The organism is Anaerostipes sp. MSJ-23, assembly GCF_018918155.1.
Lineage (GTDB): Bacteria > Bacillota > Clostridia > Lachnospirales > Lachnospiraceae > Anaerostipes.
In genome coordinates this window covers 1-22646 of record NZ_JAHLPY010000003.1, presented here as the reverse complement: position 1 = coordinate 22646, position 22646 = coordinate 1, and the positions used below count along the sequence as shown (strand labels likewise).

The 22646-nt window shown below is 36.7% G+C and carries 23 protein-coding genes; all 23 read right to left on the bottom strand.

The features are described from left to right. Positions 1 to 72 precede the first annotated feature (72 nt). A complete protein-coding gene (locus KQI71_RS03780) occupies positions 73 to 1323 on the bottom strand; it encodes a diaminopimelate decarboxylase (protein ID WP_216434242.1) in 1251 nt (416 codons plus the stop codon). 1 nt (position 1324) lies between these two features. Next, positions 1325 to 2023, bottom strand: a complete 699-nt coding sequence (locus KQI71_RS03775; RefSeq protein WP_216434240.1) for a TrmB family transcriptional regulator — start codon at positions 2021 to 2023, stop codon at positions 1325 to 1327. A 240-nt stretch (positions 2024 to 2263) separates the two neighbouring features. Then, positions 2264 to 3133 carry a class II fructose-1,6-bisphosphate aldolase gene (fba, locus tag KQI71_RS03770; RefSeq protein WP_216434238.1) on the bottom strand — a complete coding sequence of 290 codons (870 nt, stop codon included), beginning with the start codon at positions 3131 to 3133 and terminating at the stop codon, positions 2264 to 2266. A 228-nt stretch (positions 3134 to 3361) separates the two neighbouring features. Further along, positions 3362 to 3715: a DUF2752 domain-containing protein gene (locus KQI71_RS03765; protein ID WP_253287917.1), complete on the bottom strand. Its 354-nt coding sequence runs from the start codon at positions 3713 to 3715 to the stop codon at positions 3362 to 3364. Further along, positions 3702 to 4139, bottom strand: coding sequence for a DUF4190 domain-containing protein (locus KQI71_RS03760; protein WP_216434234.1), 438 nt, complete (start codon positions 4137 to 4139; stop codon positions 3702 to 3704). Before KQI71_RS03760 ends, KQI71_RS03765 begins: the two co-directional genes overlap by 14 nt. A 13-nt stretch (positions 4140 to 4152) precedes the next feature. Beyond that, positions 4153 to 4578 (bottom strand): GNAT family N-acetyltransferase, encoded by a 426-nt coding sequence (locus KQI71_RS03755; RefSeq protein ID WP_216434231.1) that lies wholly within the window; start codon positions 4576 to 4578, stop codon positions 4153 to 4155. Positions 4579 to 4770: 192 nt separating this feature from the next. Then, the gene (locus KQI71_RS03750; RefSeq protein ID WP_216434510.1) at positions 4771 to 5121 is read right to left on the bottom strand and encodes a P-II family nitrogen regulator; all 351 of its coding nucleotides are present in this window, start codon (positions 5119 to 5121) and stop codon (positions 4771 to 4773) included. Positions 5122 to 5145: 24 nt separating this feature from the next. Next, complete coding sequence (locus KQI71_RS03745) at positions 5146 to 6384, bottom strand: ammonium transporter (protein ID WP_216434229.1); 1239 nt, start codon at positions 6382 to 6384, stop codon at positions 5146 to 5148. 218 nt (positions 6385 to 6602) lie between these two features. Continuing rightward, positions 6603 to 8345, bottom strand: coding sequence for an ammonium transporter (locus KQI71_RS03740; RefSeq protein ID WP_216434227.1), 1743 nt, complete (start codon positions 8343 to 8345; stop codon positions 6603 to 6605). Positions 8346 to 8579: 234 nt separating this feature from the next. Then, a complete protein-coding gene (locus KQI71_RS03735) occupies positions 8580 to 9293 on the bottom strand; it encodes a response regulator (protein ID WP_216434225.1) in 714 nt (237 codons plus the stop codon). Beyond that, positions 9281 to 10429: a sensor histidine kinase gene (locus KQI71_RS03730; protein WP_216434223.1), complete on the bottom strand. Its 1149-nt coding sequence runs from the start codon at positions 10427 to 10429 to the stop codon at positions 9281 to 9283. The genes KQI71_RS03735 and KQI71_RS03730 overlap by 13 nt, the downstream gene beginning before the upstream one ends. 53 nt (positions 10430 to 10482) lie before the next feature. Further along, positions 10483 to 10902, bottom strand: a complete 420-nt coding sequence (locus KQI71_RS03725) for a DUF1934 domain-containing protein (RefSeq protein ID WP_216434221.1) — start codon at positions 10900 to 10902, stop codon at positions 10483 to 10485. An 11-nt stretch (positions 10903 to 10913) separates the two neighbouring features. After that, entirely contained in the window at positions 10914 to 11717 is an 804-nt protein-coding gene (gene murI / locus KQI71_RS03720) for a glutamate racemase (protein WP_216434219.1), read from the bottom strand. A 13-nt stretch (positions 11718 to 11730) separates the two neighbouring features. Continuing rightward, positions 11731 to 12792 carry a D-alanine--D-alanine ligase family protein gene (locus KQI71_RS03715; protein WP_216434217.1) on the bottom strand — a complete coding sequence of 354 codons (1062 nt, stop codon included), beginning with the start codon at positions 12790 to 12792 and terminating at the stop codon, positions 11731 to 11733. A 76-nt stretch (positions 12793 to 12868) separates the two neighbouring features. Next, positions 12869 to 13660: a glycerophosphodiester phosphodiesterase family protein gene (locus KQI71_RS03710; RefSeq protein ID WP_216434215.1), complete on the bottom strand. Its 792-nt coding sequence runs from the start codon at positions 13658 to 13660 to the stop codon at positions 12869 to 12871. Further along, positions 13651 to 15009, bottom strand: coding sequence for a CCA tRNA nucleotidyltransferase (locus tag KQI71_RS03705; RefSeq protein ID WP_216434212.1), 1359 nt, complete (start codon positions 15007 to 15009; stop codon positions 13651 to 13653). Before KQI71_RS03705 ends, KQI71_RS03710 begins: the two co-directional genes overlap by 10 nt. Positions 15010 to 15078: 69 nt before the next feature. Then, complete coding sequence (gene proS / locus KQI71_RS03700) at positions 15079 to 16515, bottom strand: proline--tRNA ligase (protein ID WP_216434210.1); 1437 nt, start codon at positions 16513 to 16515, stop codon at positions 15079 to 15081. A gap of 112 nt (positions 16516 to 16627) precedes the next feature. Beyond that, positions 16628 to 18028, bottom strand: coding sequence for an oxaloacetate decarboxylase subunit alpha (locus KQI71_RS03695; protein ID WP_216434208.1), 1401 nt, complete (start codon positions 18026 to 18028; stop codon positions 16628 to 16630). Positions 18029 to 18041: 13 nt separating this feature from the next. After that, positions 18042 to 19190 carry a sodium ion-translocating decarboxylase subunit beta gene (locus KQI71_RS03690; RefSeq protein WP_216434206.1) on the bottom strand — a complete coding sequence of 383 codons (1149 nt, stop codon included), beginning with the start codon at positions 19188 to 19190 and terminating at the stop codon, positions 18042 to 18044. Positions 19191 to 19206: 16 nt separating this feature from the next. Then, positions 19207 to 19584 (bottom strand): biotin/lipoyl-containing protein, encoded by a 378-nt coding sequence (locus tag KQI71_RS03685; RefSeq protein WP_216434205.1) that lies wholly within the window; start codon positions 19582 to 19584, stop codon positions 19207 to 19209. A 22-nt stretch (positions 19585 to 19606) separates the two neighbouring features. Next, positions 19607 to 20011, bottom strand: coding sequence for an OadG family transporter subunit (locus KQI71_RS03680; protein WP_216434202.1), 405 nt, complete (start codon positions 20009 to 20011; stop codon positions 19607 to 19609). Positions 20012 to 20025: 14 nt separating this feature from the next. Then, complete coding sequence (locus KQI71_RS03675) at positions 20026 to 21405, bottom strand: acyl-CoA carboxylase subunit beta (RefSeq protein ID WP_216434200.1); 1380 nt, start codon at positions 21403 to 21405, stop codon at positions 20026 to 20028. Between the two features lie 91 nt (positions 21406 to 21496). Then, positions 21497 to 22273 carry a transposase gene (locus KQI71_RS12380; protein WP_253287916.1) on the bottom strand — a complete coding sequence of 259 codons (777 nt, stop codon included), beginning with the start codon at positions 22271 to 22273 and terminating at the stop codon, positions 21497 to 21499. Positions 22274 to 22646 lie beyond the last annotated feature (373 nt).

Sequence of the window (22646 nt, the reverse complement as noted above, 5' to 3'; positions counted from 1 at the left end):
AGAACAATAAAAATGTACCTAGACAGGCCATCTTTGTCCAGGTACATTTTCTTTTTCTTTTTTGTTTTATTTTTAGAAATTAAAACCTTTGATTGTTGCGAAATAATCATCTGGTGTTTCTGCACGACGAATCATTTCTGTTGTTCCATCTTCTTTTAATAAAATTTCTGCTGATTTTAATTTTCCATTATAATTATATCCCATTGCGAATCCATGAGCTCCTGTATCATGAATTGCTAATAAATCTCCCATCTCAATTTTTGGAAGTTTACGATCAATCGCAAATTTATCATTATTTTCGCAAAGAGATCCTGTAATATCATAAGTATGATCTGCTGGTTCGTTTTCTTTTCCCATAACAGTAATATGATGATATGCTCCATACATTGCAGGACGCATTAAGTTTACTGCACATGCATCGACACCAATATATTCTTTGTGAGTATGTTTTTCATGAATTGCTTTTGTAATCAATAATCCGTTTGGAGCCAGCATATAACGTCCAAGTTCTGTATAAATCTTTACATCTCCCATTCCTGCTGGAACAAGCACTTCATCAAATACTTTATGAACACCTTCTCCAATCACTGCAATATCATTTCCCTTCTTATCTGGAAGATAGGGGATTCCAACACCTCCAGATAAGTTAATAAATCCAATATGGACACCAACTTCTTCCTTTAATTTCACAGCTAATTCAAATAACTGTCTTGCAAGTGTTGGGTAGTATTCGTTGCTAACAGTATTACTTGCAAGGAAGGAATGAATTCCGAATTCTTTCACACCAAGTTCCTTCAACTGTTTAAAAGCATCAAACATCTGCTCTGTTGTCATACCATATTTAGCATCTCCTGGGTTATCCATGATATCTGTTCCAAGAGCAAAAACTCCACCTGGATTAAAACGGCAAGAAATTTTTTCTGGAATTCCAGCGCATTCTTTTAAAAATTCGATATGTGTAATATCATCAAGATTAATTGTTGCACCTAACTGTTTTGCAAGGATAAATTCTTCTGCAGGTGTATCATTAGAAGAGAACATGATTTCACTTCCATCAAATCCACAACGATCAGACATCATAAGTTCTGTTAAAGAAGAACAGTCTGTTCCACATCCTTCTTCTCTTAAAATTTTTAAGATGGTTGGGTTTGGAGTTGCTTTTACAGCAAAAAATTCTTTAAATCCTTTGTTCCATGAAAATGCTTTATAAAGTCCTCTTGCTGTCTCACGGATTCCTTTTTCATCATATAAATGAAAAGGTGTTGGATACTTCTTTACGATTTCGTCTAATTGTTCCTTTGTTACGAATGGTACTTTTGCCATTTTACTTCGTTCCTTTCTTTATTTGTAATAGCTTGATCTCATTTGCCAAAGCTTCTTTAAACACTTCCACCAGATTCTGATTGCTTGAATACAGACAGGTTGCTTCATATCGATTGGTAATCTCACCAGTTAATACGTCTTTCGAATCTGTAATCAGACGAATCTGTCCTTCTTGACAATCTGTCAGATAAATAATAGCTCCTGGCAGATCAAAAGGTTCATTTGTGATGATTACAACTTTTTTTCCATTCTGAATCATCTCTTCCATATACTCTCGAAAAAATTCCAGACGTTCATTATAAATGGATACATATGCCCGTTCTTTTGCACTGACAAGCATTTGAATAATCTTATCACAAATATGCTCCTCACCACGAATCGTCAGGTATCCCCCTTTATTCTTTCTCTTTGAAGGAAGCTGCGTCAGTAATTCTTTCTTTTTTTTCTCCATATGACGAATCTTGTTACTACAAAATTCTTCCACAGGAACCGGCGTATACCGGATCGTATCTTCTTCCTGCATATAAGCAGCTCCTTTATCAACCAGTCCGGCTAGAGCATTATATGCATTCGATCTGGAAATCCCGCTTCTCTTGGCAGCTTCATATCCATTCAAGTTACCTTCTAGCACCAGCAAGATGTAAAGATTAGCTTCATGCCTCGTCAGACCGAATTCCATCAGACTTTCTACATTATTCATTCCGTCACCTCGTGTTCCTATCTAGGAATACTATAGTTGAATCAAAAAAAAATGTCAAGGTATACCAGACATTCTGAGAAATTTTCTTTATTATTCTTCTTTAAGCAAAGCTTTCTTGTATTATTAAAAAGAATCCTGTAAAACAGGATTCAGCGATAAATTTCCTATAAAATAAAAAAGCCACAGCCTTTACGGCTGTGACTTTCAAATTTTGGTATATATAACATACCATTATTTTTCTTATTCGTCAGCTTTTCCGTCAGATCCGAATAATTTGATCTTTTCGATTACTAATTCTTTGATAGCTTCTGCACCTGGTGCTAATAATTTACGAGGATCAAATCCTTTTCCTTCCAGGTCTTTTCCAGCTTCAATATATTTACGTGTTGCGTCAGCAAATGCAAGCTGGCATTCTGTATTAACATTGATCTTAGCTACTCCAAGAGTGATTGCTTTTTTGATCATATCATCAGGGATTCCTGTACCACCGTGTAATACTAATGGCATATCTCCTGTTAACTGCTGGATAGCATCTAATGTTTCAAAGCTTAATCCTTCCCAGTTTGCTGGATATTTTCCATGAATGTTACCGATTCCTGCTGCAAGCATTGTTACTCCAAGATCTGCAACTGCTTTACATTCTTTAGGATCTGCACATTCACCTCTACCGATAACTCCATCTTCTTCTCCACCGATAGAACCAACTTCAGCTTCGATAGACATTCCTTTTCCTTTTGCAACTTTTACAAGTTCTTTTGTTTTTTCAACGTTTTCTTCGATTGGATAATGAGATCCATCAAACATAATAGAAGAGAATCCAGCTTCGATACATTTGTAGCATCCTTCATAAGAACCATGATCTAAGTGAAGAGCTACTGGTACAGAGATGTTTAATTCTTCTAACATTCCGTTTACCATTCCTACAACAGTTTTATATCCTGTCATATATTTTCCTGCACCTTCAGAAACTCCAAGGATAACAGGAGATCTTGTTTCTTCTGCTGCTAATAAGATAGATTTTGTCCATTCTAAGTTGTTAATGTTAAACTGTCCAACTGCATAATGTCCGGCTTTTGCCTTATTTAACATTTCTTTTGCTGATACTAACATAGTTTGTCCTCCATATAACTCGTTAACTTTTTCACATCGGATTTATTATACTCTATTTATACTTTTGTTGCAAGCATTGAGTGTTCTCCCTTTCTAAATTCTTAGATAGTCATGATCTGCTTCTATTTTTAACATCCAATCTCTTTTTATACGACTTGCGAGAACTCTTTTTCCCAAACAAAAAGTAAGTATGCCATTTTCTTCATACTTACTCTTTAAAACTTTATATTAATTTTGATATTTTAAAAGATCTCCAAGATAATCATATCCAACCTGATATACCATGATATTTCGAATGATATCGATTCCAAAAAATAAAAAAATTCCAAGGACCAGCATCCATAACCCTGGTTTCAAAATTCGAATTTCTTTATGAAATATCTTTTTTGCCAACATCCAAATCAAGCACCATATCACAATCACAACACCATAAATGACCGTCGGATTACATAGAAATGCTCGTTGAATCTGAAAATGAAGCAACGCCTTGACGGACCTTGTTCCTCCACAAGCTGGACAATAGAAATGCGTTACTTCTTTAAAATAACATGGCATACGAAAAATCAATTTAAAAACTGTCATCTTCATTTTCCATATATTGCTCATAATTACTCTGAAATTCCTTATCAAAGGTTCGCTGAAAATCTTCACTTAATAAAACTTGAAAAACAAAAACAAGAATCAGAATCACACTTCCAACTATTCCAATAATTCCACAAACAAACCCAGCAGTTGCTCTTTTTTCTTTTTTACCATCCATGTTTTTGGGCGATACTGCAAAACAAACAATGGCCGCGATTCCGACAATAATAGCAAACGGCGTACAGCAACATGTAATCATCATAACAATCGATATAATTCCAAGAATCATCGCTGCCAAAGCAATTCCATTGGAATTTCCTGATGATTTTTGATTAGAAAAATCTTGTCCTTTTTGTTCTTGCTCTTTCTTTTCTTCTTCGGTTATTTCATATCCTGTATAAGGATCATACCTTTTCTCTTCCATTGATTTCTCCTCCCTATTTTCGAATATATCGAATCATTCCTGGACCTAAACGCGGTGTCGGCCTAGATATAAAATCGTGCTTTAAGTAAAAAGGTTCCCTGCCAACGGCACACATAAGATCCAACATGATTTCGGTTCCAGGTTCACAAAGACTTTCTGTATAACCAATTAACTCTTCAATTACCATGCCTCCGATTCCATGATGTTGATAATCTGGATGAATCATCAGATCTTGAATATAACAGATGACAGAACCATCACCTACAAGTCTTCCCATTCCTACCACATGATCATCCATTTTTGCACACACAATATAAAGGCTGTGATCTAACGCCTTTTGTGCCTGAGCTCTCGAAAGTGGTTTAAAATTCACAGCCTTTCGAAGACCCAGATAGGTGTCCACATCCATATGATTTGAAATTAATGTTATTTTATCCATTTAATTCACTTCCTGTTTGTCTCTTTTTCAAACATACTATCCTTTAAAAATAATAAGTATTATATCACAAATTAATACCACATGCCCATGATTTTACAGAAACTTATAATTCCAAAAAAAGAAACAAGATCAACTATGCCCCATTTTCAACATAACTGATCCTGTTTCTTCTATTATATGTGTGTTTGAAAACTAATCCTGTAATGCATCGACACCAGATTCTTTTGTACGAATTCTAACAACATTTCTTACTTCATAGCTAAAAATCTTTCCGTCTCCAACTTCTCCAGTAAACGCTGCTTTTTGAATTGCACGAATTGTTTTCTCTTCCCATTCTTCCGAAGATACCACAATTTCAAATTTAATTTTTGGTCTCATCATAAGATCAACTTTTGTTCCACGAACAACTTCTGTTAATCCTTTTTGTGCACCACATCCCATGACCTGAGATACCGTAATTCCATTGACTCCAATTTTATTTAAAGCTTCTTTTACATCTTCAAATTTTTCCTCACGTACAATGGCATTTATTTTAATAATCATATCTTTCACCTCTGCCTTTCTTCCTTAATCCAGACCGTTAAAGGATGGATATGCATTTTCACCATGTTCTGATCGGTCCAATCCAACCTGTTCTTCTCTTTCTTCTACTCTTAATGGAGTAAAGATGCGGACAATTGCCTGACAGATCAAAGTACCAACAACTGCAATTACAATAGATACTACAATTCCAACAATCTGTGCCACAAACAATCTTGTTTCCCCAAATGCAAGTCCGTTCCATTTTGCGACACCATTGATAGAACTTAATCCAAAAATACCTGTTGCAATTCCACCCCAGATACCACCAATTCCATGACATCCAAATGCATCCAATGCATCATCAATCTTTAATTTTCCTTTGATTAATTTTACACCAAAATAGCAGATTGGGCTAACTAAAAGTCCAATAATGATAGATGCCCATACTGGTACAAATCCTGCGCCAGGTGTAATAGCAACAAGACCAATCACTAATCCAGTAGAAGCTCCAACTAAGGTTGTTTTTCCTTCTGTAAACACTTCAATCAACATCCATGATACAAGTGCTGAGGCTGCTGAGACAGAAGTTGTCATAAACGCATGAGCTGCAAGTCCGTTTGCTGCAAGAGCACTTCCTGCATTAAATCCATACCATCCAAACCATAACAATGCTGCTCCAAGAAATACAAATGGTGTATTATGTACATGATAAACTCCCTGATCATATCCACGTCTCTTTCCTAGTAAAATGGCAAGAACAAGACCACTAACTCCAGAGGAAATATGAACAACATTTCCACCTGCAAAGTCTACAGATCCAATTTTGGCAAGAAATCCGCCTTCTCCCCATACCATATGAGCCAGAGGATAATAAACAATCACAGACCATAAAATAACAAATAATACAAGTGCCTTAAATCTCATTCTTCCAGCTACTGATCCAGTAATTAACGCTGGTGTGATCATTGCAAACATCATCTGAAACGCTGCAAAAGCAAGATTTGGAATGGTCACTGCATAAGGTCCCGGCTTCATTCCAACACCTTGGAATCCAAACCATTTCATACCACCGATAATTCCTGCATGGTTACCACCAAATGCCAGTGCATAGCCAAATAAAATCCACATCACAATGGATACTCCCATGATAAATACACACTGCATCATTGTGTTTCCAACATTTTTTCTTCGCACCATACCCCCATAGAAAAATGCAAGTCCCGGGGTCATAAAAAATACAAATGCTGCGCACAGCAAAATAAATCCTGTATCTCCTGTGTTCATAACTTTTTCCTCCATCTTCATTTTTAATTTTTTCTGAATGAAATCTTCTTTTCATTCTCTCGAGAGAAAAAAAAAGGAGTCAAAGCATAGTTTTTTTGTATGCTTTGACTCCTTTGTCACGTTCATATTAACAAAAGATTTTTTTATTTGCAAGTTTTTTTTAAAATTTTCCTTGTTTTTTTAACAGAACACAGTTTTTTTTTAATTATTTAAAGTCTTTATTCTACATCTGCCAATGCTGCAAAATCTTCTTCTCCGGTACGGATCTTAACAACCTTATCTACATTGTAAACGAAAATCTTTCCATCTCCAATATGTCCAGTGTAAAGTGCTTTTTTCGCTGCTTCAATAATTGTATCAACCGGGATATTTCCAACAATCACTTCAACCTTCATCTTTGGAAGTAATGTTGCATCGATCTCAGCTCCACGATAACGTTCTCCAGCACCTTTCTGAATACCACATCCCATAACCTGTGTCACTGTCATTCCACTAATACCAACTTCATTCATTGCTCTTTTTAACTTATCATATCGTGTCAATCTTGCAATGATAACAACCTTGTGCATTCCTGTTGCAAGATCTGGTGCTTTATGAACTTGAACAGCTGCTTTTTTCTGAACATCGGAAGCTGCTTCATAATCTTCCTGTCCAAGGTCACTATTTTCATTTTCTTCCATAATCATGGTATTAGAAATATCCATCATACTAAATCCTGCATAAGCAGAAGTTAAACCATGTTCTGGTCCATCCAGACCTACGATTTCTTCTTCTTCTGTTACACGAAGACCAATGGTTGCCTTAATTAGTAAAAATGCAATGCTGATTGTAACAGCTGTCCATGCACATACAGAAACGATACCAATGATCTGAGTTCCAAGTAATTTAAATCCGCCACCATAAAAGAGACCTTTTAATTCACTTCCTGGTGCACTTGTCGTTGCGAATAATCCTGTTGCAAGTGTTCCCCATACACCATTCATAAAATGAACAGCTACAGCACCAACTGGATCATCAATTCTTAATTTATAATCCAAAAGCCATACGCCAAAACATACAAGAAGACCGGAAACTGCTCCAATCACAATTGCTCCTGCTGCATCTGTCACATCACAAGGTGCTGTAATTGCAACAAGTCCTGCAAGCGATGCATTTAGTGACATGGATACATCTGGTTTTCCATATTTGATCCATGTAAATACCATACATCCAACCGTTGCAATTGCTGGTGAAATTGTTGTTGTTACAAAGATGGATCCTAACTGTTCTACGGATGTTGCTGCTGCACCGTTGAATCCATACCAACCAAGCCAGAGAATAAATACTCCAAGTGCTCCTAATGGAATATTATGTCCAGGGAAAGCATTGACCCTTATAATGTTTCCATCTTTATCTTTTGTAAACTTTCCAATACGTGGTCCAAGGAATTTTGCTCCAATTAGTGCAGAAAGACCTCCAACCATATGGATCGCACAAGATCCTGCAAAATCATGAAATCCCATCTGTGACAGCCAACCGCCACCCCAGATCCAGTGAGCTTCAATTGGATAAATCAAAGCTGAAATTACTGCTGAATAAATACAATATGATAAAAATTTTGTTCTTTCTGCCATTGCTCCTGACACGATTGTCGCTGTTGTCGCACAGAATACAAGATTAAATACAAAATTGGACCAGTCAAAATTGGCATAGGATGTAAAAATATCAAACCCTGGTTTTCCGATGAGACCGATCATATCTTCTCCTAGAAGAAGACTAAAACCGATCAGGATAAATACACAAGTACCAATACAAAAATCCATTAAGTTTTTCATAATAATATTTCCAGCATTTTTTGCTCTTGTGAAACCTGCCTCCACCATTGCAAAACCTGCCTGCATCCAGAATACCAAAGCGGCTCCTATTAAAAACCAGACTCCGAATATCTGTCCATTAACTGCCTGTAAAATTTCTTTCGTCATAGTCATTTCCTCCCTTATCAGTTTTTCTTTTCTTCATTGGGAAACCGCGCGGAAAATTCTCGATGAAATAAAAAAAAGACGTTACAGAAATTTCTTTCTATAACGCCTTTGTTATATTGGGGATTATATTTGTTTTATTTCCTTTTGTCAATATCTTTTTTTACATTTTTTTAACGACTTATGTACTTTTTTTAGCACATTCTTAACAGGCATACTATTAACTAATATATATATTTAATTTGAAAATTCATTTTCAAGCATCCGATACCCAACCCCTACTTCTGTAAAAATATACTGTGGTGTTGCTGGGTTTTTTTCTATTTTTCTTCTGATATTCGCCATATTTACACGCAAAATCTGATTATTCGTATCTGCATGAGGCCCCCATATATCCCGAATGATTGCCTCATAAGTAATAACTCTTCCCGCATTTTCCGCTAAAAGAGAAACCAGTTTATATTCAATCTGTGTCAGTCGAATTTCTTTCTCACCGATAAAAACACGTCGCTTATCAAAATCTATTTTTAATCCTTTTGCACAATAAACTGGTGTTCCGGTATCTGCCTGCAATGGCTGCCTGCGATGTCTTAACGCTGTCCTAATTCTCGCCAAAAGTTCTTCATTTCCGAATGGTTTTGTAATATAATCATCTGCTCCTGCATCCAGTGCACTTACTTTTTCTGCCTCAAGATTTCTTGCTGAAATAATAATAATTGGTGTAACTGCCCATCTTCGTATTTCTTTTAGCACTTCCATCCCATCAATATCCGGAAGACCAAGATCCAATAGGATAATGTCCGGACAATAGGATTCTGCACACTGAATTCCCTGTTCACCTGTCGCACATAAAATAACTTTATACCCATTTGCTTTTAAAATAGCAGACATAAAATTTCCGATATTTTCTTCATCTTCTATAATCAGAGCTGTTAGCTTTAATTCTGACATACCTTTTTCTCCTCCAAATCGTTTTCTATTGGCAGACTAAAAGAAAATTCTGCTCCATCCTCATGATTTTTTGCATGAATCTCACCTTTATGAGCAAGCACGATTGTTTTGCAAATACTTAATCCGATTCCCATCCCTTTACGACTTTCATGATCCTTGGAACCGGCACATCCATCAAACAAATGATCCATCCGTTCCGATTCGATGCCCTTTCCATAGTCCCTTACATAAAATACTACATTTTTCTCTTCTTGTCGAATATAAAAATCAACCGGTGCTTTTTCTCCGGAATGAACCCAGGCATTTTCTAAAAGATTCATAATCACCTGCTCAATTAAAGTAGGATCCATTGGAACCATCACAAATTCATCTGGTATTTTAACATTCACTACACTTTCTGGATATCGTTTATGAAACCTCTGCATAGCCTCTGCCACTACTTCCTCTAATGGTTCCGGTGTTTTCTTTACATGTGCTTCTTCCCCACTTCCATCATTTTGAATTCTCGTGACACTTAAAAGATTCTCAACCATATTCAACAACCAATGAGCATCTTCTTGAATCCCAAGGATAAGCTGGTCTTTTGCTTTTTCATCTAGATAATCTTTTGCCTCCAAGTAAGTCGCACTAGCCCCAATCATGCCAGTTAATGGGGTCCTTAAATCATGTGAAATCGCACGCAAAAGATTCGATCTCATTTTTTCCTTTTCTTTTTCAATCGTTAATTCATTAATCTGTTGGTTATACTCGTTCAGCTTTTCCAACTCTTTTTCTCTCTTTACAGCCTCTTCTTTTTCAGCATTTAAACTACTCGTTGTCATATTAGTGATAATGGCTATCACAAGGATCCCAATAAAAGTCATTGGATATCCATCAATTAAAAAATTGACCCGGAAATATGGATAAGTAAACCTCCAGTTAATTAATAATACACTAAGAAAAGAAGAAACAACTCCCCACCAGTAACCTTTTGTATATCTGGAAATCAGAAATGTTGCCAGAACATAAATAATTGGTACATTCCCACTGCTATGCTCTGACTGATAGAAAAAAATATGAGCAATAATTGTTGCAAGAAGCAATAATGCGATTGAAATAAATAAATCATTTCCCCATTGTTTCCCATGTGTTTTCATAATATCCTCCCGCAAAATAAAACCAGACTTGAAAAAAGCCTGGTTTTTTATCTTTATCCATTGGATCGAATACTGATATCAATCTTACATTTTGATACATGATCTGCATTAATACTCAGATCGTAATCCACTTGAAGATTCATCTGATCTTCCTGCTCTTTCCACTGAATATCACTGGTATTTACTCCTAAAAGCATACTTCCAAAAGGAGTATCATAGTATGTAAGATTTTCTTTTCCCTTTTCAAATACCATATGTGATCCATTTCCGCCCTTTTTTGTAACTTCTACTGTTTTAGGGCCGATTTTTAAAATATTTTTTGTGATTTCATGATCATCTGCCATCTCATCATATAAAATATAATGTTTCCCATTTTTCAGATAATAAGCCCCTGTTGTCATAAGTTCTACAGGCTCATCTTTATTAATATCCATCTGAAGGCCAGAAATATTTATTAATACATCTTTCGTCATATTTTTTACCCCTAATACTGTTCAATATCGACCAGCTGCACACGGTCTACTTTACATGGGAGTACACGGTCTGCAAATGTAAGAAACTGATCGGCCATATCACTTACATAATACTCATATTTCGCAATATGATCTTGATCAGCTGAAATTTCCTGTTCCTTTAACAACTGTTTTAATGATTTTGCTACTTCAAACGCAGGATTCACTAATGTCACCTGATCCCCCATAAAACGCTGAATCGGATTAATCAATAATGGATAATGCGTACATCCAAGAATAAGGGAATCGATATCATACTGACGAAATTCTCCAAGATATCTTGAAACCATATCTTCTGTGATACGATCCTCAATCAATCCTTCTTCTACTAACGGTACAAACAAAGGGCACGCCTTTGTAACCACTGTCACAGAAGGATCCAGTTTTCTTAAATACATTCCATACTGACCACTTTTAATTGTTGCATTTGTTCCAATAATTCCAATATTTTTATTTTTTGTCGCATGCATAGCAGCAACAGCCCCAGGCTGTACCATACCGATGATTGGTATAATATAATCCTTCTGAAGTTCTGCCAATGCCAGCGCACTGGCCGTATTGCATGCAATAACGATTGCTTTCACTCCCTTACTCAAAAGAAAATTTACAATCTGTCTGGAGTAACGCAAAATAGTTTCCTTCGATTTTGTACCGTAAGGAACTCGCGCTGTATCTCCAAAATATATCATACTCTCTTCCGGAAGCTGACGCATGATCTCTCTTGCAACAGTCAATCCGCCAACACCGGAATCAAAAACTCCAACTGGTGCATTCATTGAACGCTCCTCCTTAACGGTATCTTGTCATTGCCTGATCAATCAATGTATCAATCAGCTGTGGTGTTTCCACTCCGCATGCTTTCCAAAGCATTGGATACATACTAATTGCTGTAAATCCAGGAAGTGTATTAATTTCATTAAACACAACTCTTCCTGATTCTTCTAAGAAGAAATCTACACGTGAACATCCAAAACCATCGACAGCCTTAAAGATTTCAACTGCATCTTTTCTAATCTTTTCCTTAGATTCTTCCGGCATATCAGGATCAATCACAGTTCTTGATTCTGCATTATTATATTTTGCATCAAAATCATAGAAATCTGCTGCTGCAAGAATTTCCCCAACACATGTTGCTTTTACTTCCTTACGATCTCCTAAAACTGCGCACTCTACTTCACGTCCAACGATCATTTCTTCTACAAGAATATTTCTGTCATGTTTGATTGCTTCATAAAGAGCTGCTTCCAATTCTTTTCTATTTTCAGCTTTTGAAACACCTTTGGAAGATCCCGCACAAGATGGCTTTACAAACACTGGATATGGAAGTGCTTTCTCCACACGATCCATAGCTTCTGTCAAATCATCATCTTCAAAATCAGATTCTTTAACATGAACAAATTTTGCCTGATCCACACCAAGATGATCTACAATAATCTTGGTATAAACCTTATCCATTGACACTGCAGATGCAAGCACTCCGCATCCTACATATGGAATCTTAGACATTTCAAATAATCCTTGAATTGTTCCATCTTCTCCGTTCATTCCATGAAGAACTGGGAAGATTACATCAACTTTCTGAAGTTTATATGTACCCTCTGCAAGCAATACAAGGGCACGCATGGTTGTATCTGGAGAAATAAAAGCACTGACCTCTCCTTCTCTCCAGCTACCATCTTCTATATCTTTTACACTGTCAACCAACAGCCATTTTCCATCTTTTGTAATTCCGACAAGGGTTACATTATATTTTTCTTTATCCATGTTTTTCACTACAGTTTGTACAGAAAGACATGAAATATCATGTTCAGAGGAATCTCCTCCAAAAATAACAACTACATTTTTCTTCATTACTATCTCCTTAATGGATACATTTTCTTTCGGTTAAAACAATATCTGCAAAAAACTCTGCAGACTATAGACTTCATTATAACATAAATTTTTCAAAAATAAATCCATGAAACCACGCTTTCTCTGCCTCATACTTCTCTTTTTCGCGAAAAGTCCAACCATAAATTGGAATATGATAAAGTTTACGGCAAATCTTCAATGGCAAACAATTTTTATATTTATAATTATAAGCTATGAAGTCTGGTTTTGTTATAAAATTAGTTAATAAATTTTGCACAATAAAATACGGTACAAGATATTTCCATTCATTTTCTTTAAAAAACTTTTCACTTAGCTGTCCTCGGATTACTTCCGGACGATGTTTTTTAAACCAGTAAAGTGCATAAGGATGAAAACTTTCGATACAATAAGGTCCCTTATACTTATCCAACATCCATGCTGTCTTTTTACAAAGTCTTGTATGAAATGTTTCCATTTTTAACTCAATGAGCAAAGGTACTTTTCCATCGATTTCTCTTAAAACCTCAATCAAACGTGGAATGTGCTCATTTGTTCCTTTTAGTCGATACTTCAACAACTCTTTATAGGTTAGGTCTCTGATATTTTTTGAAACCCCACATGTTCTTTTTAAATCATAATCATGATGTACGACAACGACATGATCTTTTGTCATCTGAACATCCAGTTCAATTCCATAGCCAAGCTCTTTTGCCTTGCGAAACGCCGACATAGAATTTTCCGGAATTTTATTCGTATGAAATCCACGATGCGCAAAATAGCGAACATCAAGAATCGGATGTTTCCTATTCTCCCCAGGATTCATCATTCGAATATACAAAATAATACCAATGAAAAGAATTATAAACATTCTTCCTGTTCCCTCTTTTCCCTTACAAGTCTTAATAAAATGTCTTTTTCATTTAAAGAAGGATCATCTAGTACTTTTTCAAGAAGCCAGGACAGTAATTCTCCAAGTTCTTTTCCCTGCGGAACACCAATTTCCATCAAATCTTTTCCGCCAACACAAAGATCCTTTACACAAAGACAATCTTTTTCTCGAAGAATCTCTTGAAAATATGCATTCGTCTTCGATAAAACTTCTTTTTTTCTTTCTAGCTGATAATCACTTTGCGCAGAAATATCCGCCTTCTGAACCTTCATCAGTTTTTCAAATAATTCTGGCCCAAGCTCACTAACCCAATGACGAGTTGTTTTTTTATTTACTTCCTCCGGAGATGCAAATCGTCTATCATGCCATAAAATAAGTTTTGTCACCTGTTTCAATGTCTGGTTATCAAATTTCAATCTCCGAATTATTTTCCTTGCAATTTTCTCACCGATGACAGGATGTTTCTTAAAATGATCCCTACCATTTTCTGATGTTTTTGCATCTGGTTTTCCAACATCATGTAAAAGCATAGTCCAACGTAAAATATGATCTGGCTCTATATTTTTTAATGCCATAATTGTATGCATACCAACGCTATATTTATGATGAGGATTGTTCTGTGGTGTCTCCATCATTCGGTCAAACTCTGGAAGGATGATCTTTGTCACACCTAATTTATAAGCATTTTCCATCACTTCTGGATGGGCAGAACGCAAAAGTTTATCCAGTTCTACCTGAATTCGTTCCGCACTAATGTCACGTAAAAACTTTGCCTGTTTCTGAATGGCTTTTTTGGTTTCCTCCTCAATTTCAAAACCAAGTTGTGCTTGAAATCTTAAAGCACGTAAAATACGCAAAGCATCTTCATCAAAACGCTGAGAAGCAACACCCACACATCGGATTCGTTTCTTTTTTAAGTCGTCCATTCCATTGTAAATATCTACGATCCCTTCTCTGTCATTATAAGCCATAGCATTGATTGTAAAATCTCTACGCAAAAGATCTTCTTTTAACGATTTGGTAAAATGCACCTCATTTGGTCTCCGATGATCTTCGTATTTTCCGTCCACCCGATATGTTGTAACTTCAAATGGACAATGATTTTTCATGACAGTAACCGTTCCATGTTCAATCCCGGTATCAATGGTATAGGAAAAAAGTTCCTTGATCTGCTCCGGAGATGCGGACGTCGTAATATCCCAGTCCATTGGCTCTCTTCCGAGAATTGAATCTCGGACACAGCCTCCAACAATATAAGCTTCATAACCGGACTGCTCCAATGTTTGAATAATTTCCCTTGCCTCATCAGGCATTTTGATTTGTACCATTCTATTTCCCTCTTTGCTCATTGAAATCCGGCACTCCCAAATAAATGAAAGTGCCGGATTTCCATATGTTTAGTATGCTTTTCCAAAATAAACCAGTTTTTTGGCTGGTTTCCCACAATGAACACATACATCACTTAAATGTTCTTGTTCAAATGGCATACATCTTGTTGTAGCCGTTGTTTCTTCTTTAATTGCCTCTTCACATTCTGTTTCGCCGCACCACATTGCTTTCACGAATCCATCCTGTTTTTCAATATGTTCTTTGAATTCATCCCATGTTCTTGCTTCTACTGTATGTTCTTCCAGATGTTTCTTTGCTCTCTCAAACATATCACTCTGCATCTGTTCTAATACTTCACCAAGTTTTGTTTCAATCTCATCAAGAGAAACAATGATCTTTTCTCTTGTATCACGACGAACAATCACTGCCTGGTTCTTTTCAATATCTTTTGGTCCAATTTCAATTCTTGTAGGAATTCCACGAACTTCTTGTTCACTAAATTTCCATCCAGGACTCTTATCGGAGTCATCTACTTTAACTTTATAAGAACCTGCAAGTTTGCTTCTAATTTCTTCTGCCTTTTCAAGCACTCCGGCTTTCTTTTGCATGATTGGCACGATCATTGTCTGAATTGGTGCGATTTTTGGAGGAAGTACCAAACCAGAATCATCTCCGTGAACCATGATGATTGCCCCAATAATTCTTGTAGACATTCCCCAAGATGTCTGATGTACATATTGAAGTTTATTATCTTTATCTGTATATTGAATATCAAAAGCTTTTGCAAATCCATCGCCAAAGTTATGGCTAGTACCAGACTGAAGAGCTTTTCCATCATGCATCAGTGCTTCAATTGTATAAGTAGAATGAGCACCTGCAAATTTTTCTTTCTCTGTCTTCTGTCCTTTTACGACAGGAATTGCTAAATACTGTTCACAAAAATCTGCGTACATATTTAACATCTGTACTGTACGTGCCTCTGCTTCCTCTGCTGTTGCATGTGCTGTATGACCTTCCTGCCAGAAAAACTCAGATGTTCTTAAAAATGGACGTGTTGTCTTTTCCCATCTTACAACAGAAACCCACTGATTATATAATTTTGGTAAATCTCTGTGTGACTGAATGATTCTTGAATAAAAATCACAGAATAAAGTCTCAGAAGTTGGTCTTACGCAAAGACGTTCTTGTAATTCTTTATCTCCACCATGTGTTACCCATGCAACTTCTGGTGCAAACCCTTCTACATGATCTTCTTCTTTCTTTAAAAGGCTTTCTGGAATAAACATAGGCATTGCTACATTTTCCACACCTGTTTCCTTAAATTTCGCATCCAGAACCTTCTGAATATTTTCCCAGATTGCATATCCATTTGGACGAAGGATCATACATCCTCTAACGCTGGAATAATCAGCTAATTCTGCTTTTTTTACAACATCGGTATACCACTGCGCAAAATCATCTTCCATTGCAGTGATCGCTTCAACTAATTTTTTTTCTTTTGCCATTGCAAAAACTTCTCCTTTTCTATCTTCCATAAACTGCAGATACCCACAGTTATACTAAGAATAATATTACTGTAAAATCTAGAATTTTTCAAGAGGATTACCACTCTATCCCTTAAACCGGATATGCTCCATTTTTGCTGTCTCCTTCTTCTGCATCTATTTTTGTCTGCTGCGCATCTCTATATTTAAAATATTGTTCTGCTACCTGTGGAAATAATGCATAAGATAATACATCTTCATCCTGCTGTTTATAAGGTGCCACTTCCTTTTCAAACTTTGGCATCTCATCTTCAATTAAATCTGCATAACGACAAGTAATAGGTTTTGCATCTCCAATACATTTTTTCTGTACTTCCGGATTAAATGGTTTTGCTGTTTTTCCATATTTTCCTTCCAGAATTTCTCTTGTCTCCTTTGTTACCATCTTATAACGTTCTCCCGTCAATACATTAAATACAGCCTGTGTTCCAACAATCTGTGACGATGGCGTTACAAGAGGGCATTCCCCGAGATCTTTTCTTACTCTTGGTACTTCTTCCAAAACATCATAATAGCGATCTGCAGCATGTTGTCCTTCTAACTGTGATGTCAAGTTCGATAACATTCCTCCTGGTACTTGATAAAGCAATGTTTTAATATTAACTCCAAGATTTTTTGGATTCAGCAATCCAGAGTCAAGAGCCTCGTCTCTGATTGGACGGAAATAATCTGCAATTTCTGCTAAAAGTTTTTGATCAAATCCTGTATCATATGGTGTTCCTTTGAATGTTTCCACCATAACTTCCGTTGCTGGCTGAGATGTCCCCATCGCAAATGGAGAAATCGCCGTGTCTATCACGTCCACTCCTGCTTCCACCGCTTTCAGATAGGTCATAGAAGCAACTCCTGAAGTATAATGTGTATGCAGTTGAATTGGAATTTTTACATTTTCTTTTAATGTTTTTACAAGCTCTTCTGCTTTATATGGCAATAATAAGCCTGCCATATCTTTAATACAAATCGAATTAGCTCCCATATCTTCAATTCGTTTTGCTAGATCAGTCCAATACTCTAATGTATAAGCATCTCCAAGTGTATAAGCCATGGCTACCTGAGCATGTCCTCTTTCTTTATTCGCCGCATCAACTGCAGTTTGTAAATTGCGAAGATCGTTCATACAATCAAAAATACGAATAATATCAATTCCATTTGCAATCGATTTTTGTACAAAGTATTCTACAACATCATCCGCATATGGACGATATCCAAGAATATTTTGACCACGGAATAACATTTGAAGTTTTGTACGTTTAAAACCATCCCTAAATTTACGAAGTCTCTCCCATGGATCTTCTTTCAAAAAACGAAGAGATGCATCAAAGGTGGCTCCTCCCCAACATTCTACAGAATAATATCCTACTTTATCCATTTTATCAATAATTGGCAGCATCTGTTCCGTCGTCATTCTTGTTGCAATCAGGGACTGATGTGCATCTCTTAAAATCGTTTCTGTAATTTTTATTGGTCTTTTCATTTGATTTTCCCCCTTATACTCCGAAGATTGCCATAAAAGTACCTGCGGCTATTGCCGTTCCGATGACACCTGCCACATTCGGTCCCATTGCATGCATTAACAAAAAATTCGTAGGATCCGCTTGGGCTCCAACTTTCTGAGATACTCTGGCCGCCATCGGAACGGCAGACACACCGGCAGAGCCAATCAATGGATTAATCTTTCCGCCTGATAACTTACACATGAATTTCCCAAACAGAATTCCTCCAGCTGTTCCAACCGCAAATGCAATCAAACCAAGAAGAACAATTTTCAATGTTGCAATATTTAAAAAGTTTTCTGCGCTTGTAGATGCTCCAACGGATGTTCCAAGCAAAATAACCACAATATACATTAAGGCATTGGATGCCGTTTCTGTTAGCTTTCCTACCACACCTGATTCGCGAAATAAATTTCCAAGCATCAACATTCCAACAAGGGGCGCTGTTGTTGGAAGAATCATACAGACAACGATTGTAATAACAATTGGAAATAAAATTTTTTCTAATTTGGAAACTGGACGAAGCTGTTCCATCTTAATTTTTCTCTCTTCTTCTGTCGTTAGAAGTTTCATAATCGGCGGTTGAATGATCGGCACAAGTGACATATAAGAATATGCTGCTACCGCAATCGGTCCCATCAGGTTGGTCTGCCCAAGTTTTCCTGCTAAAAAAATGGAGGTTGGTCCATCGGCTCCGCCAATAATTGAAATAGCTGCTGCTGCCGCCCCGTTAAATCCCATAAGAATCGCCAAAAAATAGGCACTGTAAATACCAAGCTGCGCTGCAGCTCCAAGAAGAAAGCTTTTTGGATTTGCGATTAATGGACCAAAATCCGTCATCGCCCCAACTCCCATAAAAATCAAAGATGGCAAGATACTCCACTCATCAAGAATATAAAAATAATGCAATAATCCTCCGACTCCATTCGATGTACTTCCTGGGTCCGCCATAATATCAGGATAAATATTAACAAGAAGCATACCAAAAGCAATTGGTACTAACAAAAGTGGTTCAAATCCATGACGAATTGCCAAATATAAAAAGATTAAAGCAACCACGATCATAATATAATTTCCCCATGTCAGACTGAAAAATGCGGTTGAATGGATCAGATTAGATAAAGTATGAAATACATTCGACATCAAATCTCCTCCTCTTCTAATTCATCGTTGCCAGAACAACTCCATTTTCTACATTGTCTCCTTCTGAAGCAAGAATACTTACAATTGTTCCATCTTCTGGCGCCACAACCGGAATTTCCATTTTCATAGATTCGAGGATCAACACGTTATCTCCGGCTTTTACAGATTGTCCTACCGTTACCTCAACTCCAATGACTTTTCCAGGAACAGAAGCTTTCACTTCAATCTTTCCTGCACTCCCTGATGGTTGGGGAATTGCTTCTGGTGACGTCTGTGCTATTGTTGGCTGTGGTACAGGTGCAGAAACTTGCTGTGCTGATCCTGCATCTGCTGTTGTTTCTTCTACCGTAACATGATATACATTTCCATTCACTGTAATCGTATAACTTTTCATCTTAAGAATCCTCCTGATTTTTTTATTTTCTTCGACGTACTTTTCGAATTGAACGCACAATATATTGATCCGGTCTAGTTCCTTCTGCCGCTGCGATGGCTGCTGTAATCACGGCAACCAGTTCTAAGTCATCCACCATATTCTCTTCTTCAAAAACAGATGTTTTCTCTATAACTCCCTCTTTTTCCCCTTGTGTTTCTTTTTGTTTTCTCTGAAGTTTTTCTTGTATCATAGGAATAAAGCGAAACAGCGAAATGAAAAAGCTTAAAAAAATCAATATAAAAAATACGATGGCAACTCCCATTGCCGTATTCCCAACAGCTGCTGATATTTCTTTTCCAAGATTACTGTTTGATTCACATCCCGTCAATAAACTCAATATCCCCGTCAACATAAGAAACATAATGTATTTTCTTCTATTTTTCATATGTCCACCTCTTCCTAAAATGCACTATGTTTTTTGGCCGGTCCATTTTCTTTCTTTGTATAGAGCATTTCAAAAGCACCAATAACATATTTCCTCGTATCTTCTGGCTGGATGATCGTATCAACATATCCTCTACGGGCTGCACTATCCACACTAGACTGAAGTTCTTCATATTCCTGTGCCTTTTCTTTTAAAACCTCTGCACTTTCTCCTGGATACATAATCTTGGCAGCCATATCTGCCTGCATCATTCCAATCTCTGCCTGTGGCCATGCATAAACCATATCGGCTCCAAGAGACTTGCTATTCATTGCCACATAAGCACTTCCAAATGCCTTTCCTGTAATCACACTTACCTTTGCAACGGTTGCCTCTGCAAAAGCACGCGTCATAGATGCAGCTGCTTTCGCAATTTCTTTTTCCTCTTCTTTTTCTGCCACAAATCCTTCTGTATCCGTCAATGTCAAAATTGGTATCTCAAATGCATCACAAAATCTTATAAACCGCGCTGTTTTCTCAGCACCATGAGAAGAGATTCTTTGTTGACCATTCGCTATACATCCCACTGTATTTCCATTAAGCCTTAAAAATCCGATGATCATATCAGTCCCATACATGGCCTTCAATTCCATAAAAAAATTCCTATCTGCAATCTGTGTTAAAAGCTGGCTCATATTTCCAGAAACTTGACAGATACGATTTAAATCATCTTTACATGGAATTTCTTTTCCTTCATCTTCATAATTTGATGGAAGCATAGAAAGAAGCTGTCGAATTCCAGAAAAAATTTCTCCTTCTTCCCCAATCATGTCTATCATTCCTGTTTCTTCACTCTGAAATTGCACATCCGCAGTATCACACTGCTCTTTTCTATTGCCACAAAGGGCATTTGGAGCATTCACAAAAAGTTTTGCTTGTTTTTCCATAAAAGCAAAATCTGTTAATGCTGGTACTACAGCAAGTCCTCCACCACAAGTACCAAAAATTGCTGTAATTTGCGGAACAACCCCAGAAGCCTTAGCCTGCCTCTGATAGATTTTCCCAAATGCATGCAATGCATCCGTTGCCTCCTGAAGACGAATTCCAGCACAATCCAAAAGTCCAATCACTGGGGCCCCCATCTTTATTGCCATATCATACAGATTCACTATTTTCTTTGCATGCATCTCACCAATACTGCCACCTAACACCGACACATCCTGACTGTATACATATACAAGATATCCATCCATTAAACCATATCCTGTAATAACTCCATCCGAAGGCGTATCTATCTGTGAAAGATGAAAATCAGTATTTCTTGCAGTCACGGCAGCACCAATTTCCACAAAACTGCTAGCATCCAGCAAAGACTCTATTCTTATCAACGCCTTGCTTTTTACTGTATTTCCCATAAGAGAACCTCCTTCATTTCTTTCGAACATTGATCATTCCAATATATTATTTTTTAAAATGGCAAAAATTATATCAATTTATGTAAGATTTCTAAAAAGAATAGGACTCTTTTAATAAACGAATCATTAACTGATATTCACTTGTATCATCAAAAGCCCCATCGCACGATTCCATCAAAATTTCTGCATCTTCCTTAACCCTGTTCAATCTCTCCGTAATGTCTTCATCATGTACATTCATAAACCTATGATGATCCTCTTTTTCCACATAATGTTGCAAATCTTCTGGAAAATCTACACCACGCTGTACCATCTCCTTCACAAGATTTACCACCGCAAAATAAAACAACTCCATGAAAGAAAGATTCCGAATATTTTGTGCCATCATTCTGCTATCCATTTTAGGCATTCCAAAAGCTTCTTCTATAAACTCCGAAATTTCTTCTGAAAGATCTGAAATACAATCATAAATAAGATTTTCTCCTGTCTCCGTTTCATAAGAAAGGCATCTTGACCGAAAACGGCTTAAGGTTTTCTCACTTAATGGCTGTTCCTCAAAACTGGTCGTATGAAGTGCATATTGATACCGAATATCAAACATAAGATTCTGCATAATCTCACTGTCATTAAGTTCCATCACTTCTCTTAAAATCAAGGCTCCAATCATAATATTCACTGGCGTATTAGGTCTTGAAGCTTTATTACTACTATAAAGTACTGAAAAACGATCTTCCGGAATTGCAGGAAAAACCTTTTCTGAAAATATCTTCGCCCACGACCGTTCCAAGTATTTCTTTTCCCTTTCAGTAAGGGAAAAAACATGATCCGTCAAGTTCATCTGTTGATTCTCATTTGTAACAAAAGCCATAAAAACACCTCTCTTTTTCATGTCCAAATTTAACAGTCTCTATGTTATATAGTATAACCTAGAACCAGAAACCAACCAACCCGAAACGGCCATGTATCCATGCATACATGGATTTTTCTTTTGTATCTAATCCCATCTTTCAAAAGTATTTTTTCATAAAAAAACTGCCAGCAGAAACAATCTACTGACAGAAAACGATTTAAAATTTTAAAGAAGCTTCAATCCATGGACCAACCCATTTTTTTAGTGTTATACCTGAATTATTCACGACTTCGTCGTGTTAGCGACTGAAAGTCGCATAGTTACTATATTTTTATCAAATTTTTCTCTTCATCTATCAAGTGAATAAAAAAAGAGCATCCATTTGTGGTAA